We start from the raw sequence: 17,206 nt of genomic DNA on the forward strand, positions 1-17,206 counted from the left end.
CCATCAACTCGCAAAGGAAAAACTATGGTTTCGCGTACAGACTATCTTTTGAACGAAGTCGAACACTTCGCACCCTATTCCCAATTTGATCAATCCGCCCCGCGCGAGGATCGCGTTTCTGAGCAGATCGACATCATCAAGAAAGAACAGCAGGCGATGGGCTTTGATCGTGCAGCCATCGCTTCAAAGAGCGTCGACATCGAGGACCAGGCCAACCGCCGTGTTGACGAACATACGGCGCAACAAGATCTGGTCGAAGAACTGAAAATCGAACTGGAGGCTGCGGAGCGGTCAGGGGAGCCGGTTGATCTGAACGATATGCAGGCTTTGGTTTCTCAGCACATGAACGATGCTCAGGAATACGATCTGTATCACCCCTACTATTCGTCCCTTGCGGATCTGTCCGGCGACAAAGATTTTCAGGATTCCGACGACTACCAGTCGCCCGGTGATCGCTATGTTCAGTATATGCAATCCGCTCTGGGTCAGGCCGGTTTCGAGAACTACGAACAGCAGACCAAGGACATTGTGAACTCCATCGAGAACATGGAGGCTCTTGCACGAGAGGTCGAAGATCCGCATCTGCGTGCTGCAATGGACGTGCAGATCGGAGAGCTGAAGGGCGATGTTGCCGAGCTACGCCCATACGACACCGACCTGCAGGCGTACACTGTTGCTGACGACAGTTACACCACATCCATGAATGCAGCCGAGCTGGACAACCTGGACCCGTCCGAGGCCGAAAAATGGCTGGCAGTGCGTGATGACATTGTTGCAACCGCCAACAGCTTCGGACTCGATGGAAACAAATTCCTGGCTCGCTACAACGATCATGATAGCGTTTCAGTCGGCACCACGGCGACTTGGCGAGACGCGGACATTTCCACCGCTGCCGCCCATTTTAACAGCCAAGGTGTTCCGGACAGCTACGAGCGCGCCGAGGCCGTTGTCGGTGAGCTGCACCAAGTTTCATCCAGCAAGATTGCCGCTGTGGTGCAGGAGATTGCCCATACCCGCGAACAGGCCGCCCAGGTTCATGAGTATGATGGACACAGTCTGTAATTGCCGAGCAGAAGGTATTTATTGATGCAACAGGGCTAAATTCAGGCTCGGCGCAAAACAGGGCGGGATGGAATCTTCCGTACAGGATTTTTGGAAAACGACCCTTCGCTGCCGTTGACGTGTGCGACCGCAACGCGGACAAAGGGTGAATCCGCTGCGTTTGCACCAAGGTCTGCAATCTCGAGTAACCGGCCGCACATGTGCGGCTGGTCTTTCGACTTTACCGATCTCAGAGGAGATTTTCAGGTTGGTTCCGCTTCACCGGGGGTGGGACGTTCAGCCGGTTTCACCAAATCCTTTCGGTACTGGCAGGTCAGGCAAGGTCGCCGCTCGTCTTTGCAGGGCCCGCCCAATGACCACCCGGCTGATTTCGGTCGTCCCGTCCACGATCCGCAGCATTTGTGCGAGGCGGGACAAACGATCCAGACCATAGGGCTGCAACAGCCCCATACCGCCCAACACTTGCGTGCAGGTGTTCGCAGCCTTCACTGCGGCATCTGGCACAAACCGTTTGGCATGAGCGGCCATCAGAGGGCCTTCGGGTGTGCCAAGGGATTCTGCCGCCCTTCGATAGAGCAGCTTGGAGGCTTCAAGATCGGTTGCAACCTCGCCGAGCATCCACTGGATCCCGTCCAGATCGAGGTTCTTGCCACCGAACATCTTGCGGTTCTTGGAATAGGACAGCGCCGTGTCCAATGCGGCTTGCATCAATCCACAGCATCCTGACGCAATCGAAACGCGGGCGATATCGATCGCCATGAGCGAGCCTTGCAAGCCCTGACCGATCGGCAAGATGATGTTGTCGTCACTCACCACGACTGTGTCCATGTACATCTCGGCCAGCGGCAGGAAGTTTTAGGACGGGGTGTCGTAGAGCGGACCAAAGCTGAGGCCCGGCGCATCGGCTGGAATGGCGATCATCGCCATATCCTGGTGGCCGGGCTCATTGCTGGTCTTGACCACGGTGAAATAGATATCAGCCTCGGTCGCCAGGCTGACCCATGCCTTCGCACCGCTGATCGTCCATGTGCCGTCGTCATTGATCACGGCCCGCGAATACATGTTTGTGGCATCCGATCCGGATTGCGGTTCGGTCAGTGCAAAGTTCGCCAGTTTGCGGCCAGAGGTCAGGTCTCGCGCCCATTTTTCCTTGAAGGCATCTGTGCCATAGCCGCAGCCCGCGAACGTACAGATGTTATGCATCGACAGGGCAAAGGCATAAGCGCCATCTCCGAGCCCCAGCTGTTCGTAGACCTGAATGCCCTCTGAAAGTGGCAAGCCCTGGCCGCCAAACTCCTCGGGGGCGTAGAGCCCCGTCAGGCCAACGGCCCCGGCCTTGTCTGACGCATCACGGGGCCATGTCTTCGTGGCGTTCCAGGCGTCCACATTGGGCAGGATGACCTGCTCGGCGTGGTCGCGTGCGGCCTGGAGTATGGTGGCGAGTTTGTCTGACATTGATGGATCCTTTCAATGGCGATTGTTCTCAGATGACGCCACAACCCGGCAATCGTGGATGGCCGGACTGATGAGCTATGAAGGCGAAACTTCAGCTGAAAATGCTTCTCTGCGGCAAGACTTAGCGAGCCAGCCCGTTAAGCTCTATCTCGTGTGCTGACAGATAATTGTCCAAAAGTGACAAATGGCCGCTTATGTGTGTGATTTGCGATATGCGCTGGGTGTACTGCCGGTCCAGCGTTGAAAGGCCCTGTGGAAATTGGCAGCCGAGGAAAAGCCGACATCATGTGCGATGGCCTCAACGCTTTTGCGTCCCGCTTGTAGATCGCGGATCGCGATGTCGCGCCGCAGGGCATCCTTGATCGCCTGAAACGACGTCCCATCCGACTGCAACCTGCGGATCAGGGTGCGCGGGGTCATGTGCATTGCGGATGCTGTCTGGGTCAGGGTCGCCGCGTCCCATCCCGTTTGGCCCAGATAAGTGCGCACCCGCAGCGATTGGGTGTGTTCACGCGAAGAGGTGAAGATCCAGTCCCGGGGCGCGTTTTGCAAAAACCGGTCAAGATCAGCTGTACTTCGAGTCTGCACTGGACCCAGTGCATTCGGGTCAAACGCGATGGCGGTGGCGGGTTGGCCAAACCGTAGCGGTGCGGGAAAGATGATCGCGTAATCCTGATCAAAGTCCGGGCGGTCAAATGCGAAATCGACGCCCCTGACCGGAACCTCGTGCCCTGCCAGCCAAGACATGAGCCCGTGGGCAAGTTTGAGGATCAGCATATGTCCAAACCGCTGAAGCGGCACTTCGCCTTGTGGTTTCAGGGTAAGCACCAACGCGTTGTCGGCGTCCTCCAGATCAAACTGATAATCATCCAGCAACAAGTTCCAGAACGTTGAAAACCGGTAGAGCGCCGATGCAAGAGACGTGGCTTCCCTGACAGTGGTCAGAAGATGTTGTAGGGCCCTCGGCCGGACGGGTCTGCTCCAAAGCCCCATCATCTCATCACCGGTCTCAACTGCGGCAAGTTGATAGAGGCAAACGATCTGATCCAGCGTGACGCGACCATTCGGCGAGCGCGTATCCGCGTTCAGACCGGACCGGCTAAGCAGCGACGCCATCTGCGCCTCTGGGCACAGGGCACGCAGCGCCGCCAGCCAGTCATCGACAAACTGGCTGGAAACCGTGGAAAGGATCGTTGGCGTGACATTGGTCATAACGCCTCAGGAGGTATCACCAATTCCGGTCGACATGAAACGCAGGCTTGCAGATGGCGGCCTTCGCAGATGACAGAATGTCAATGTCTCAACCAGATAACGCTCTGCTTGAACTCATTTCAGTGGGGTCAGGCGACTTCGAACAACGCTGCGGCCCCCATGCCTCCGCCAACACACATGGAGGTCACCACGTATTTTACGCCACGACGCCTCCCCTCAAGCAGAGCGTGCCCGACTTGTCTCGCACCTGTCATGCCGTAGGGGTGGCCAATCGATATCGCACCGCCGTTCACGTTGTAGATTTCGGGATCAATCCCAAGGTGGTCGCGGCAATAGAGAACCTGGCAGGCAAAGGCTTCGTTAAGCTCCCAAAGGCCGATGTCTTCGATGCGAAGACCTGCATTCTTAAGCAGCTTTGGAATGGCATAGATCGGGCCGACCCCCATCTCTTCCGGTGCGTTTCCTGCAACAGCCATGCCGCGATAGATACCTAGCGGTGTGAGACCCTGTTGCTCAGCCATTTTGCCTTCCATGAGCACACAAGCCGAGGCCCCGTCAGAAAGCTGGCTTGCGTTTCCGGCAGTGATCAGTCCTCCTTCGACAACCGGGTTCAGCTGGCCAAGTGTTTCGGCCGTCGTACCCGGCCTGTTGCCTTCGTCTTTTGACAAGGTCACTTCTTCCAGGGTTTCCTCTCCGGTTTCGCGATTCTTGCCCCGCTTTATCGCAGTGATCGGGACAATCTCGTCATCAAAGGCGCCAGCAGCCTGAGCCCGGGCCGTCCGACCTTGGGAAAGTGCAGCATATTCATCCTGGGCGTCACGACTGATCCCATATACCTGCGCCACATTTTCCGCCGTCATCAGCATCGGCATATAGGCATGTTCAGATTGGGCGATAACGTTTGGATCTTTCTCATCGCCCGCCCATTTCAGATAGGCATTCTGCAGGATGGAAATATTTTCCTGCCCGCCTGCCACGGAGACATTCTGACCATCCACAATGACCTGCTTTGCGGCCGTCGCAATGGCCATCAATCCCGATGAACATTGCCTGTCGATCGTCTGTCCTGCCACCGTATTGGGAAGGCCCGCCGCCAGCGCCGACAAACGCGCGACATTCATGCCTGCGGTTCCCGCCGTAAGGACCGATCCGATGACGACATCTTCGATCGAACCGGGGTCCACGCCTGCACGTTCAACAGCGTGTTGAATGGCGTGCCCCATCATGGTAGGGGATTTGATGTTGTTCAGCGAACCTTTGAAGGCAACCCCAATAGGGGTTCGTGCGGTTGAGACGATAACGGCTTCTCTCATGATTTTTCCTTTTTGGCATCAAAATGCGCGGCAAGTGTTACGCCCGAGGTTGCGAGTTCTTCCAGCAAAGGCGCAGGCGTGAACCACATCTCACCATAGGCACCAAGCGACTGCCGATAGTGGTTCATGCGTTCCAGAATCTGGCTTAATCCAAACTCGTCGGCATAGTGCATTGGGCCGCCGCGCCAGTTCGGAAAGCCATAGCCGTTGGTCCAGATCAGGTCGCAATCACCCGGGCGCGTCGCAATGCCCTCTTCAAGGATCAAGAAGCCCTCGTTGATCAGGGGGAACAGACAACGCTCAAGGATTTCCTGATCGTCGATTTCCCTGCGCTTCACGCCATGCAAGTCTGCCAAATGGGCACTGATTTGAACAATCTCAGGGTCTTCGACCCGCGTCCGCCCCTCGTAGACATAGCTTCCTCGCCCGGTTTTCTGACCCAGTCGGCCTAGTTTAAACAACCTGTCCTGCACAGCCTGGTATGTCGGGTCATGCGCGATTTCACTACGCCGCTCCTGACGCACGCGGGCGCCCACATCGACTCCCGCCAGATCTGCCATCGCATGAATGCCCATGGCCATGCCGAAGCCTTCAAGGACGTCATCCACCTGTTTCGGCGTCGCCCCCTCTAGAAGCAGACGGGATCCTTCGCGGAAGTATGGCTCCAGCATCCGGTTTCCAACAAAGCCGTAGCACACGCCAACCGTGACAGGGAGCTTCCGGATCTTCTTTGCGACCGTGATTGCCGTTGCAATGACATCGGGAGCGGTCTTGGCGCCGCGCCCCACCTCCAGCAAGCGCATGACATTGGCCGGGCTGAAGAAATGGAGACCAATCACATCCTCCGGGCGGGATGTGACTGCGGCGATTTCATCAACATCCAATGTCGATGTGTTTGAGGCCAGTATCGCGCCAGGTTTTGCGTGTCGGTCCAGGGCTTCAAAAATCTGGCGTTTGACATCCATGCTTTCAAACGCCGCTTCAATGATCAGGTCGGCCTCTGCAAGGTCGCCGTAGCTGAGTGTCCCGGTGGCGTTGGCGGAGATTGCCTCTGCCCGATCCGCACTGAGCCGCCCTTTTTGAGCCGCACGCTGGAAATGCTCCCGGACCTTTTCCAGCCCCTGTTCGAGCGCACCTTGCGTGGTTTCCAGAAACGTGACCGGATACCCCGCCTGCAGAAAGGCGATGGCAATGCCGCGCCCCATTGTTCCGGCACCGATCATAGCCACCGATGAAATGCTACGTGGTTGGTCAGCACGGGTAACGCCGGGAACCTTGGTGCATTCACGCTCTGCAAAGAACAGATGCCGCCCCGCCCGCGATTGAGGTGTGTCGAGCAGTTCAGCGAAACCTGCCTTCTCTTGTGCCAACCCCTCGGCCAGCGGCATTTCGCACGCGGCCTCGATGGACACCAAACATCGTTCAGGGGCGACAAGGTTTTTGGACGTGTGCGCTATCTGGTCTCGGAAACCCGCGAGATAACCCTTCGGATCAGGATGTGTGACGGTCATATCCGCGCAACTGCGTTTCGGATCGCCCTCATGGCTGACACGGGTGGCGAAACCCAAAACATGCGCGCGAAAATCCTGGTCGTTCTCAAATAGTGCGTCGACCAGCCCACAAGACAGGGCATAATCGCCTTTCACGGGGTCACCGGAAAGGATCATTTGCGTTGCCACTTCCAGACCGGCAATCCGGGGTAGTCGTTGGGTGCCTCCGGCACCAGGCAGCAGCCCCAGTTTGATCTCAGGTAGGCCCATCACGGCATCCGGCGTGGCGACACGGTAATCACAGGCAAGCGCGATCTCCAGCGCACCACCCATAGCGGGACCTGCTATCGCGGCGATAATGGGTTTCTTGCTGGTTTCAATCGTTACACACAGGTCTGGCAGGTCCGGCTTGTCCCAAACTGCCCCGGTGCGGAACTCAACGATATCAGCGCCGCCGCAATAGAGCGGCAGAGCCGAGCATAGAACGATAGCTTTGACCTGTTCATCGGCGTCCAGCTCGTGGATGGCCGAGGAAAGCGCCAGTCGCATCTTGAGACCAAGAGCGTTCACTGGCGGGGCATTCAGCTCAATGAAAGCGACACTCTCGGTGTGTTTAGTGGAAATCATGTTTGGAAACCTCAATTGGACTGTTTGGCAAGATCTTGTTCGATCTCTGCCCAATCGTCGAAGTGGATTACGTTGCAGGGTGAATTCACGTTCTCGAGCCAGACAAAGACGGAGATGAATGGCTGGTCATAGACCCGGGTGGCGTGGGGATCGCCCGCCGCGTTCCAGATAAGTGATCCAGCCGGATAATCCTGCCAGTCACGGGTGCCAAACCGCCAACCAGATTTCTCGGACAGGTTCAGGTACAGCTCTGGCGCGTCGTGGTTGTGGTCGCGATACAGCGTCCTTGGACCCAGCATGAAAATGCCAAGGTTGAAATCGGGATGGTGATGTCCACATGCGTCTGGCCCAATCAGCAGAGTATGTAGGTTACACTTTGTGTATCCCTCGCCCAATTCGGCACCAGGGGGATAGAATTGGGCGTTGTCTTCGCGCCAGATCAGATCATCCTTGGCCGCTTTCAGACAACCTGCGATTTCCTGCAATTCGGGGGCGACAATCCCGGCGATGGCGTTCTTCAGAACCTCATCGTGCCGGGTTCCTTGGGGAGGTAAATCAATGAGCCTCTCACCCTTCAGGTCCATGGCTGCCAGCTTGTCCAACGTCAGGTCAACGCCGCGCGTGGCAGCTCTGTGAGCCTGCAGATAGGTGACAATGGACCCGATAAGCGCCTGAATACGGCGTTGCTTGTCTGTCATGATTTAAAGTCCGAGCGCGTTGAAATATCTTTCCGCACGAGTTTCTTGTCGAGCTTGCCGACGCTGGTTTTAGGTAGGCGGTCGACAAAGACTATCTCGTCTGGAACTGCCCATTTTGAGATCTCGCCTGCACCGACACGCGACTGGATTTCTTCAATGACTCTCAAGCGCACAAGATCCGGATCGGCATCTTTTGCGGCTTGAGCAACCAAGACCGGCCTTTCACCCCATTTCGCGTGCGGCAACCCGATTGCCGCGACGTCCTCAACGCCGCTGCAAGACGATGCTATGTTTTCCAGTGCCAGTGAGGATATCCATTCGCCGCCGGTCTTGATCACATCCTTGAGGCGGTCAGTAATCTGCAGCGATCCATTCTCGCGGATATACCCAACATCCCCGGTATGCAGATACCCACCGTCCCAAAGCTCATCCGAGGCTTGCGCATTATCCAGATAGCCTTGTGTCAACCAGGGCGCCCGAGCAACAACTTCGCCGGTTGTTTCACCGTCATGTGGGACGTCCTGCATATCCGGTGTTACAACACGAAGGTCGACAAGAGGGCCGGGAAAGCCGGTTTGCGCCTGCATCTCGGGGTCATTGCTGGACAAATCGGCCACCGTCAGAAACGGACAGGTTTCGGACATCCCATAGGCCGCATGCAAGGATATGCCTGCCGCCGCGGCGCGGTCCTGCAGGCCTCGCGGCAAGGCGGCCCCGCCAATGATCACTTTCCATCTGTGCAGGTCAGTTTGCGGGCAGATGGGATGGTCGAGCGCCATTGACAGAACCGTTGGCACGCAATGGGAAAAGGTGACGCCTTCGGCTGCAATCAATCGCAAGATAGTGTCAGGGTCATATCGACCGGGATAGACCTGACGCAGCCCCAGCATCGTTGCGGCATATGGAAATCCCCAGCCGTGGACATGAAACAATGGTGTAAGCGGCATGTAAACGTCGCCGCGATGAAATCCGGCATTCCCGGGCCACGCGCCGAAACCAGCGATCAGACCCAAGGTGTGAAGGACCAACTGCCGATGTGAATAGCTCACTCCTTTGGGATTGCCGGTGGTCCCGGTTGTATAAAACAAGGTTGCCGTTTGGTTTTCATCGAAGTCCGGGAAGTCAAAGCTGCCTGGGGCTTTGCCTATCCACTCTTCATATCCTTCTCCGTCTCCAATCGGCACGATGGTGATGTCCCGATCAAAGCCCGATTTGATACCCTCAATGAGCGGCATGAAATCGCGGTGCACGATGATCAGATCCGGTTGCCCATGGTTGATCGTATAAAGAACCTGAGCAGGAGACAGACGCACGTTGATCGTGAAAAGGGACGCGCCCATCATCGGGATCGCGAAAAAACACTCAAGATAACGGTGCGTATCCCAATCCATGACACCGACGCGCATACCCTCATGTATCCCGCTCGCCTTTAAAGAATTGGCAAGTTGGCGCACGCGTTTGCCCAAGTCCGCATAGCTCAACCGCATTTCGGTGCCGCTGACGATCTCTTGGCTGGCTGACGCAAGCTGGGATCCGGCCAGCAAGTGTTTAATCAGCAACGGATAGCCATATGCATTTGGCGAAGGTGAAAGTGGCGGCATGAAGGTGGAATCCTTGAGCTTCTTTAGCCCCTAATCTGGCATCTCTTCCCCAGTTGAAGAACTGAAAGAAATTTCCGTTCATCAAGATATTCTAACCGATCACATCGCACCGCGAATTGCGTGCTACCCCCTGACAGGTTATGAAAAAGAGTATCAATACCCTGCTATATTCGCGCCCGTCGTCGGATAACTCTGCTTGAGGGTAAGCAGAATTGATTTCATCGAGGAGATGCAGCAATGACCACTCACATGCCCACGCTGGTTTCACTGCGCGCTTTTGAGGCGGTGGCGCGTCACAAGAGTTTCCGAAAGGCCGCTGACGAGATTTGTGTGACGCATGCGGCAGTCAGCCACCAGGTCAAAGCATTAGAAACAACAATCGGTGTTAAACTACTGGAACGCACAAGCCGTTCGGTCGAGCTAACACCGGCTGGCGAGCAATATTACCCGCCAATACGCGAACACATTCAGGGAATCATCAAAGCCACTCGGCGCATCCAGACACCTGAGGAACCGGACGTGTTGCTCGTTCAGTCCTACGCAAGTTTCAATACAATGTGGTTACAGCCCAGATTGGCTGAATTTCTTCAGGATAATCCGGACACACGCGTGCGCATCGTCTCGACCTTTGAAGACGGTGATTATGATATGCACCGGTTCGATGTGGGCGTGTTCAACGCGCCACCGTTTGATAAGAGATTTGACTACAGCCCCTTGTTCGAAACCGATATCTACCCGGTATGTGCTCCGGAGGCCTTGAAAACCGCAAGCGGTGGAATGCCGCTGGAAGAGCTCAGAAATTTCCTTCTGCTTAGTGTCCCAAGCACATGGAATGAGCCGGATGACTGGGACTGTTGGTTGGATGCGGCGGGCTTAGATCGCGAAACGATGAAATTTGGCTCTGTTTTCGACAATTACCCGCTTGTCCGTGAGGCTGTTCTAAATAATCACGGTATCAGCGTCGCAAGGGCACCGTTTTGCGAGCGTGATCTTGAGCGGGGGCGTCTGGTTAGACCCTTCGACATTTCAGTACCCGAGCCAGGCCGCTGGTATCTGGCGACGCAAAAAGAGCGTGCACCCAACCCCAAGCTCGATACATTTATCGACTGGCTGTTCGAACAGATCGAGGCCGACCCAACCATGCGGCTATTTCGGGCCTGATCTGTTGAATTCCAGCTCTGCCGTCAGCGCGCTTCAGGACTGACGGGCACCGGCCTCGGATGCGACGCGAGGGACAAGAGCGCGAACCAGTTCAGTCATATCCAGTGAGCCGACTGTCTTCTCCCCATCCTTGACAACATAGGCGTGTGACGTATCCCCGCCGGACCGCGCGATCATGCTTTCGAGCGTGTCGTTCACGTCCACTTCGCCATGGGCATCTTTTGGCACTTTGCCACCGACAAGCGGGGTCATAATCGAGCGCACCCGCAGAACCCGTGCGCGGTTGATGTCGCTCACGAAATCTTCGATATAGGGATCGTTGGGGTTCAGCAGGATATGCTGCGGCTCACCCTGCTGCACGACAAAGCCGTCCTTTAGGATCACAAGGTGATCGGCCAGCTTCAACGCCTCATCTAGATCGTGAGTGATGAAGATGATGGTCTTGTGCAGCTCTTTTTGCAGCTCGAGCAGCAGGTCCTGCATGTCGGTTCGGATCAGTGGGTCAAGAGCCGAGAAAGCCTCGTCCATCAGCATGATCGGTGTGTTCGCGGTCAGCGCCCGGGCAATGCCCACACGCTGTTGCATCCCACCGGACAATTGCGCTGGATAATGGTTCTCGAACCCGCTAAGACCCACGCGTTCCAGCCATTTTGCGGCTTCACGGTCGCAAGTCGTCTCGTCCTCGCCGCGCACCGAGAGCGGCATGCCTGCGTTCTTCAGCACGGTTTTGTGCGGCAAAAGCGCGAACTTCTGGAACACCATCGACATCTTTTCCTGTCGAGCATGGCGCAACCCGTCCTCGGACAGTTGCATCACGTCCTCACCCTGCACGATGATCTCGCCCGCAGTGGGTTCGATCAAACGGTTCAAGTGGCGGATCAGAGTAGATTTCCCAGAGCCGGACAGGCCCATGACCACTGTGATTTCCCCCGCCTGCATATCGATGTTGATGTTGTTGAGCCCCAACACGTGCCCGTGCTGCGCCAGCAATTCTTCCTTGCCCATGCCATCCTGGACATGGTGCAACACGTCCTTGTCGCGGGCGCCAAAGATTTTATAGAGCCCGGACAGGCGGACCATTGGCTGTGTCATTGAACCGGCTCCTTAATGTTTGACTTGGGTCTTATCGACCCGTGTGAGAGCTGCCTTTGACACGCGGTCAAGGATCACGGCCAGCAGAACAATGCCGATACCCGCAACGATGCCCACACCCAGTTCAAGGTTTCGGATACCGCGCAACACGTTCACGCCAAGGCCAGGGGCCGAAACAAGAGAGGCGATCACGACCATGGCAAGGCTCATCATGATGGTCTGGTTGATCCCGGCCATGATGTTCGGCAACGCCAGCGGCAATTGTACTCGCATCAGTTTCTGGCGGTCATTCATGCCAAAGGCATTGGCCGCTTCGATCACATCCCTGTCGACAAGCCGGATGCCCAGATCGGTCAGGCGGATCACCGGGACAATCGCGTAAAGGATGATCGCAATCCCGTACAGTTTGGATTCCGTGACCGAGAACAAGAAAATCAGAGGGATCAGGTACACGAATGTCGGCAGGGTCTGCAGCAGGTCGAGCAACGGAACGACGCCTTTTTGCAGTCGGTCGGATTTCGACATGGCAATTCCAATGGGCACACCGAACAGCACCGAAATCGTCGTACACACAAAGACGATCGACAGGGTTTGCATCGCCACATCGTAGTGGTCTACGAGGGCCAGCATCATAATCGAGGCGGCCACGAAGATCGTCACAGGGCGCGAACGTGACGCGTACCAGGAAATCGCCACCAGAAGCGGGACCATGATGAACCATGGCGTCGCTTCAAACAGCCAAAGTGCGCCATCCAATATCCAGCTCAATGGCTGTGTGATCGGGTCCAGAACGGTTTTCAGGACCGGTTTGGCTGCCAGAAACCCTTCTTCGATCCCGTTGGTTACATCGCGCGACTGCCATATGCGGTTGCAGCTTTCGTGCAGATTATCAAATGAGGGAATTGGAATGAACGGCCCAGAGGCCTCTTCTCCTCCTGCTTGCGCCGCAAGGTCCGCCAGCGAAAGAGGCGCTTTGTCATCTGACGTGCCACACCATTCGCTCAAACCCAATGCGCTGAACAACTTGTCATAGAAGGCCATTTATCCCACTTTCCGATCTACTTCAGTGCGTTAGGGGCATCGCTGAGGATGCCCCTGTCCATGCAGTTTACTGCAGCAATGCGGAAAGTTTGTCGCGCGCAGCATCGTTAAGCCACGCTCCCCAGACATCCTTGTAGGTCGTCAGAAAGTGCACCGCACCTTCATCGTAGGAGGCATTGTTGTCCTCGACCCATGCCAGCGTTTCGCCCATCTGTGCGTTGGTGAAGGACAGATTTGTCATCAGGTCAGACACTGCTGCGTTTTCGGCCATGAATTCTTTCGACAGAACTGTAACGACTTCACTGCGGGGGAAGGCGCTCATTTCTGGCGTCGCGCATTCCGCTGTGATGTTGCAGGCGTGCTTTTCAGGGTCATGGGGGCCCATATCGACCAGGGTCATCGGGTATTTGCCCAGTACCGATGTCGGTGCCCAATAAAAGCCGAACCACGGCTCTTTGTTTTCGTAGGCGGCAGCGATCGAAGCCGCAAGGGTTTCGCCTGATCCATGCACGAAGTTTTCAATGCCTGCATCAATCAGCCCGCCTGCCTTCATCAGGTTGGTGCTGACATTCAGACAGGTCCATCCCTCGGGGCAATTGTGAAAGCGATTTCCGACGAGTTCGGGGTTGGCTGCGATGCCTTCAATTGTTGCCAGTTCCGGATGCTCCTCCACAAGGTAGTTCGGAACAAAGAACCCTTCGACACCGCCATCTGACAGAACTTCGGTCACAGGAATGATTGCACCTGAGTCAACCAGCCCTTGGTAAGCCGGCGCGCCGTTTGTCCAGATTTCAGTCAGAATATCGGGCTCTCCTGTCTCGGAAACGGATGCCAGCGCAGGGTTGCTCGAGAGCGGAACCGTGGTCACTTCGCAACCATAGCCTTGCTCCATCAGAAACTTCGAGACCGCGGTCACAATTTGCGCTGACCCCCAATCGGCCTGCATCAGTGATACTTCACCGCATTCGTTTGCCTGGGCCGCCGAAGCGGTGATTGCCGCAGCAAATACGCACCCGAGACCCGCTGAAATCTTGAACATTTCTTTCCTCCTTGTCATCGGCGAAACAGGGGCAGAGAAACGCTCCAAGCCAAAATTCGCCTTGTTTGTAGCGATGATTTGTACAGACAGGCCTAATAGCAAAAAACTGAAAAGAATTTTATATCATGTACAATTGTTTACAGGTGGAGAGTTGAAGCCAGGCTCGAATTTAGTGACCTTCGTTCCAACGAAAGCTTCTTAGATGTAAATCCATAGGTGGCTTATGCGTGTGTATAATTGCCTCTTCTCAAGAGTCGGCAGGAGGAGTGATCAAACCCGGGGACGTCCGTTCTGTGCTCATCACGCCCATTCGAACTAGCTGCAGCATCGGTAGATTTGGGCTCAGTGTTGCCGTTCTCCGCAGCAAGCATGATTGGCTGGTCCCAGCCTGAAGCAGGCATTCACAATCACGCTTTTCAGTTTTGCACCAAGCCATTGACTAGGACATGCGCGACGTTCAGGAAATCATGTTGTCTGCTGTAAACGACTGAATTGGGCTCGGTGCCATCGTTGTCTGCTGTTAGCATGATTGGCCGCACGCAGCCCGAAGCGGACATTCAAATCCGCGCTTTGCATTTATTAAGTTGCGCGATCAAGCTGCCGGTTTTGCCAGCGCGACTTGGTTCCGGCACCGCTATTCTGGCAACCCTGCCCGGCGAAGTGCCTCAAAGTAGCGTTCAGCGCCTTCGGAGCCGCCATAGTCCACGTTGCTACGCCACTTCGAAATCGTTTCACTAGGTTCCATTTGCAGCATTTGCGCCAAGGCCGCAGACGCTTTCTCAGGTTCCCCAAGCATTGCGTGAGCAGCAGCCCTCGTGCTGTGGAGCGCGGCATAGTTTTTTGAGAAGCGCAGACCTGCTTCTGCATAGGCGATAGCATCATGGTCTCGGCCAAGCATTACGCAAGAGGTGGCGGCACCTCCGGAAGCACCCACAAAAACGGCTCCATATCGGCCCAACCGAAGCGCCGTCTGAAAGCAACTCAATGCCATTTTAGGAAACCCGGCCCAGTTGTATCCCCAACCCATAAACAAATGCAGGCGGGCATCTAATGGCGCTCTTTGCCGGATTTGCTCAAGCGCCACGGAAAGTCGATCCGCATCCCCATCCACATTGTAGTCAGCCACGGCAACACTCAAATCAAGCGTCGGGCTCTGCCCTGCCATCTGCCGTCCGGCCTCGATCCAGCGTGGCAATTTCTCATAGTAAGATGACAGCTCGCGACGAAGATCATAGGTTCTTGCGCCATTCATTGTCCAAATGGCTTCGGCATAGGCGGCAGCGAGGGTTGGTTTCGCTTTGATGGCCCTGGCGTGGTACGACAATGTCTCTTCATAGCTGTCGATGCCGGCATCAGACCATGCGATCATGCCCATCAGGACGCACTGCTCGGCGGTCAGTTCGTCTTCTGGCAATGCGGAGAGTTTTGCGGTCTCAGACTGGATCAAGATCCCACTAACGGCATCCAATAGCTTTTCTACGACCTCGTCCTGCCAATCGAAGATAGCTTCGACCAAACCGTCGAACTTCTGAGTCCAGATTTCAGAACCAGAATGGTCAGCTAAGCGGGCTTCCAAACGCAATCGGTCACCGTGTCCACGCAGCATGCCGCGAAGCGCATATCCCTCTGGTGGCTCCGCGGAGGATATCGCCGCGTTTAACCAGTTGATCGTTCGAAAATAAGAACCGAAATCTGAAGTGAGAGCTGCGGCCATTTCCTTTAGTTCAATGCGTTGGTCGCTGCATGTCACAGGATGGATGGAGAGCTTTGGCAAGCTCGTCTCCGTGAAAGAATGCGAGCTTTGCGATGCGCCCTGGTGCGGTCCATCGTAAATCCACACATCCAGGCTGCGCTCGATGTTCTTAAGCTTCTTCTTCCCTACAGCTTTAAACGCGTCTGCCAGAGTGTGTTCAATGTTCAAGTGTACGGGTTCAGAAATAGCGATGCCACCGGTTGGCGCAATGCTCTCAAGCCGTGCGGCAATGTTTACACCGTCACCCAAGATGTCGTCACCTTTTTCTGTGATGTCACCCACATGAACACCGATCCGCATGTTCATTAACGAGTGTTCGGCCAACTGCTCTTGTAGTTGCATTGCTGCGGTCACAGCTTGCGCCGCGCTGTCAAATCGCGCCAACCAACCATCACCCATGCTCTTCACGACCCGACCTGATTGGCCCGCTATTGTTGGGGTGACGATGTCACTTTCCAGGTGATCAAGCATTAGAAGTGTGGCTTGCTCATCTTTGTGCATGAGCGCCGAATATCCAACGACATCCGCGGCCAGTATTGCCGCCAACTTTCGTTGCAATTGTTGTCCCTTGCTCGACATGCTTCGACAATAGTAGATGCGGCTCTTCACTCCAACTGGCTGATTACGAAGTCCGCTCAGGGCTCTAGGTTACCGTTCGCCTCCTTCTCATCAGCGGCTGTCAGCCCACAGCGAATCTTTGATCGGGTAGTAGATCAGCAGGGCAGTTTATGCCAATCGGGTGGATTCGGCCTTTCACTGTGGCCGCAAAAATCCACTGATTTCACCTGAAAGCCCTCGAATCGGTTGTTGTGATTGGTCAAGTTACAAGCAGGGTTTGATTTGTGTTAATGTGGTTTCATCCACCGAGGTTTCCTATGCCGCAGCGGGTGCAAAACTTTCTCAGCGAGCTTGGGCTCACCGAATACAACGAGGCCTTTCGCGAGCAAGGCGTTGATTACGATCTACTTGGCGATTTGACTGCCGACGATTTGCGTGAGTTGGGGATAGAAAAGCTTGGCCACCGTAAACGCATCTTGGCTGCGGCAGCGCAGATTGAAACTGAAGTGGATCGCGAGGCGCCAGTCAGGAGGCGCCTGCTGACCTTGATGTTTGCTGATTTGGTCGACTCAACGGCGCTGTCAACACAGATCACTCTGGAAGATTATCACGCCCATATCCGCAGTTTTCAGAATACCGCCAAAAGCACGGTCGAACAGTACGGTGGCTATGTCGCAAAGTATTTCGGTGACGGCGTGTTGGCATATTTTGGCTATCCCCAAAGTCATGAAGACGATGCAGATCGTGCCATTCGAGCGGGCTGGGAATTGGTCAAACTGGTTTCGGACTTACCTGGTTCACTGGAAGGCATTTCTGTGGCAGCCCGTGTTGGAATTGAAACAGGGCCAGTGGTTATTGGAGAAGTCGTTGGTGAAGGTACTGCCAGCGAACACAGCGCTTTGGGATCCACACCAAATCTTGCGGCACGCTTGCAGTCTGTAGCTCCCCCAAGTTGCGTGGTTGTTGGCCCGGCAAGCCGACGCCTCGCTGATGGCAATGCGCATTTCAAAAGTCTTGGGCCACATACTCTGAAAGGCTTCGAGGATCCGGTTCCCGTTTGGAAGGTAACCGCAATTGCCAGATCGCGAGACCGTTTAGATCGAC

General features: G+C 55.6%; 14 protein-coding genes. 3 read left to right on the plus strand and 11 right to left on the minus strand.

Annotation, left to right across the window (positions count from 1 at the left end; translation table 11 throughout):
• Positions 1–1,062: hypothetical protein (locus Q0816_RS25415; RefSeq protein ID WP_298855991.1), on the plus strand; the 1,062-nt coding region annotated here is incomplete at its 5' end.
• A gap of 276 nt (positions 1,063–1,338) precedes the next feature.
• On the opposite strand, the gene Q0816_RS25420 is transcribed toward Q0816_RS25415, so the two are convergent.
• The 7 genes from Q0816_RS25420 to Q0816_RS25450 form a co-directional block, all read right to left on the minus strand.
• Positions 1,339–1,890: an acyl-CoA dehydrogenase gene (locus tag Q0816_RS25420; RefSeq protein ID WP_298855993.1), complete on the minus strand. Its 552-nt coding sequence runs from the start codon at positions 1,888–1,890 to the stop codon at positions 1,339–1,341.
• Positions 1,891–1,917: 27 nt separating this feature from the next.
• Complete coding sequence (locus tag Q0816_RS25425) at positions 1,918–2,517, minus strand: acyl-CoA dehydrogenase family protein (RefSeq protein WP_298855994.1); 600 nt, start codon at positions 2,515–2,517, stop codon at positions 1,918–1,920.
• A gap of 192 nt (positions 2,518–2,709) precedes the next feature.
• Entirely contained in the window at positions 2,710–3,729 is a 1,020-nt protein-coding gene (locus Q0816_RS25430; protein WP_170520204.1) for an AraC family transcriptional regulator, read from the minus strand.
• Between the two features lie 128 nt (positions 3,730–3,857).
• The gene (locus tag Q0816_RS25435; RefSeq protein WP_209509591.1) at positions 3,858–5,042 is read right to left on the minus strand and encodes an acetyl-CoA C-acyltransferase; all 1,185 of its coding nucleotides are present in this window, start codon (positions 5,040–5,042) and stop codon (positions 3,858–3,860) included.
• The gene (locus Q0816_RS25440; RefSeq protein WP_298856007.1) at positions 5,039–7,159 is read right to left on the minus strand and encodes a 3-hydroxyacyl-CoA dehydrogenase NAD-binding domain-containing protein; all 2,121 of its coding nucleotides are present in this window, start codon (positions 7,157–7,159) and stop codon (positions 5,039–5,041) included. Before Q0816_RS25440 ends, Q0816_RS25435 begins: the two co-directional genes overlap by 4 nt.
• Before the next feature lie 11 nt (positions 7,160–7,170).
• A complete protein-coding gene (locus Q0816_RS25445; RefSeq protein WP_014880570.1) occupies positions 7,171–7,857 on the minus strand; it encodes a dimethylsulfonioproprionate lyase family protein in 687 nt (228 codons plus the stop codon).
• The gene (locus Q0816_RS25450; RefSeq protein WP_298856014.1) at positions 7,854–9,458 is read right to left on the minus strand and encodes a fatty acid--CoA ligase; all 1,605 of its coding nucleotides are present in this window, start codon (positions 9,456–9,458) and stop codon (positions 7,854–7,856) included. Before Q0816_RS25450 ends, Q0816_RS25445 begins: the two co-directional genes overlap by 4 nt.
• A 237-nt stretch (positions 9,459–9,695) precedes the next feature.
• Here Q0816_RS25450 and Q0816_RS25455 point away from each other — a divergent pair, with 237 nt between their 5' ends.
• Positions 9,696–10,619, plus strand: coding sequence for a LysR substrate-binding domain-containing protein (locus Q0816_RS25455; protein WP_298856016.1), 924 nt, complete (start codon positions 9,696–9,698; stop codon positions 10,617–10,619).
• Positions 10,620–10,652: 33 nt separating this feature from the next.
• Here the strand turns inward: Q0816_RS25455 and Q0816_RS25460 are convergent, their stop codons facing one another.
• From Q0816_RS25460 to Q0816_RS25475, 4 genes are all read right to left on the minus strand, one after another.
• Complete coding sequence (locus Q0816_RS25460) at positions 10,653–11,711, minus strand: glycine betaine/L-proline ABC transporter ATP-binding protein (protein WP_298856018.1); 1,059 nt, start codon at positions 11,709–11,711, stop codon at positions 10,653–10,655.
• A gap of 12 nt (positions 11,712–11,723) precedes the next feature.
• Positions 11,724–12,752 (minus strand): proline/glycine betaine ABC transporter permease, encoded by a 1,029-nt coding sequence (locus Q0816_RS25465; RefSeq protein WP_298856020.1) that lies wholly within the window; start codon positions 12,750–12,752, stop codon positions 11,724–11,726.
• Positions 12,753–12,819: 67 nt separating this feature from the next.
• A complete protein-coding gene (locus Q0816_RS25470; RefSeq protein WP_058274113.1) occupies positions 12,820–13,791 on the minus strand; it encodes an ABC transporter substrate-binding protein in 972 nt (323 codons plus the stop codon).
• A 634-nt stretch (positions 13,792–14,425) separates the two neighbouring features.
• Entirely contained in the window at positions 14,426–16,153 is a 1,728-nt protein-coding gene (locus tag Q0816_RS25475) for an adenylate/guanylate cyclase domain-containing protein (RefSeq protein WP_298856030.1), read from the minus strand.
• A 266-nt stretch (positions 16,154–16,419) separates the two neighbouring features.
• On the opposite strand from Q0816_RS25475, the gene Q0816_RS25480 reads away from it, so the two are divergent.
• A partial coding sequence (locus tag Q0816_RS25480; RefSeq protein ID WP_298856032.1) for an adenylate/guanylate cyclase domain-containing protein occupies positions 16,420–17,206 on the plus strand: 787 nt, incomplete at its 3' end.

It is taken from the genome of uncultured Ruegeria sp. (genome assembly GCF_947497005.1).
Taxonomy (GTDB): domain Bacteria; phylum Pseudomonadota; class Alphaproteobacteria; order Rhodobacterales; family Rhodobacteraceae; genus Ruegeria.

Bases quoted from the DNA above. Each gene is read 5' to 3' on its own strand.
- Q0816_RS25450 (WP_298856014.1), bottom strand. From the start codon at position 9,458: ATGCCGCCACTTTCACCTTCGCCAAATGCATATGGCTATCCGTTGCTG.
- Q0816_RS25445 (WP_014880570.1), bottom strand. From the start codon at position 7,857: ATGACAGACAAGCAACGCCGTATTCAGGCGCTTATCGGGTCCATTGTC.
- Q0816_RS25435 (WP_209509591.1), bottom strand. From the start codon at position 5,042: ATGAGAGAAGCCGTTATCGTCTCAACCGCACGAACCCCTATTGGGGTT.
- Q0816_RS25460 (WP_298856018.1), bottom strand. From the start codon at position 11,711: ATGACACAGCCAATGGTCCGCCTGTCCGGGCTCTATAAAATCTTTGGC.
- Q0816_RS25440 (WP_298856007.1), bottom strand. From the start codon at position 7,159: ATGATTTCCACTAAACACACCGAGAGTGTCGCTTTCATTGAGCTGAAT.
- Q0816_RS25465 (WP_298856020.1), bottom strand. From the start codon at position 12,752: ATGGCCTTCTATGACAAGTTGTTCAGCGCATTGGGTTTGAGCGAATGG.
- Q0816_RS25425 (WP_298855994.1), bottom strand. From the start codon at position 2,517: ATGTCAGACAAACTCGCCACCATACTCCAGGCCGCACGCGACCACGCC.
- Q0816_RS25455 (WP_298856016.1), top strand. From the start codon at position 9,696: ATGACCACTCACATGCCCACGCTGGTTTCACTGCGCGCTTTTGAGGCG.
- Q0816_RS25430 (WP_170520204.1), bottom strand. From the start codon at position 3,729: ATGACCAATGTCACGCCAACGATCCTTTCCACGGTTTCCAGCCAGTTT.
- Q0816_RS25470 (WP_058274113.1), bottom strand. From the start codon at position 13,791: ATGTTCAAGATTTCAGCGGGTCTCGGGTGCGTATTTGCTGCGGCAATC.
- Q0816_RS25420 (WP_298855993.1), bottom strand. From the start codon at position 1,890: ATGGACACAGTCGTGGTGAGTGACGACAACATCATCTTGCCGATCGGT.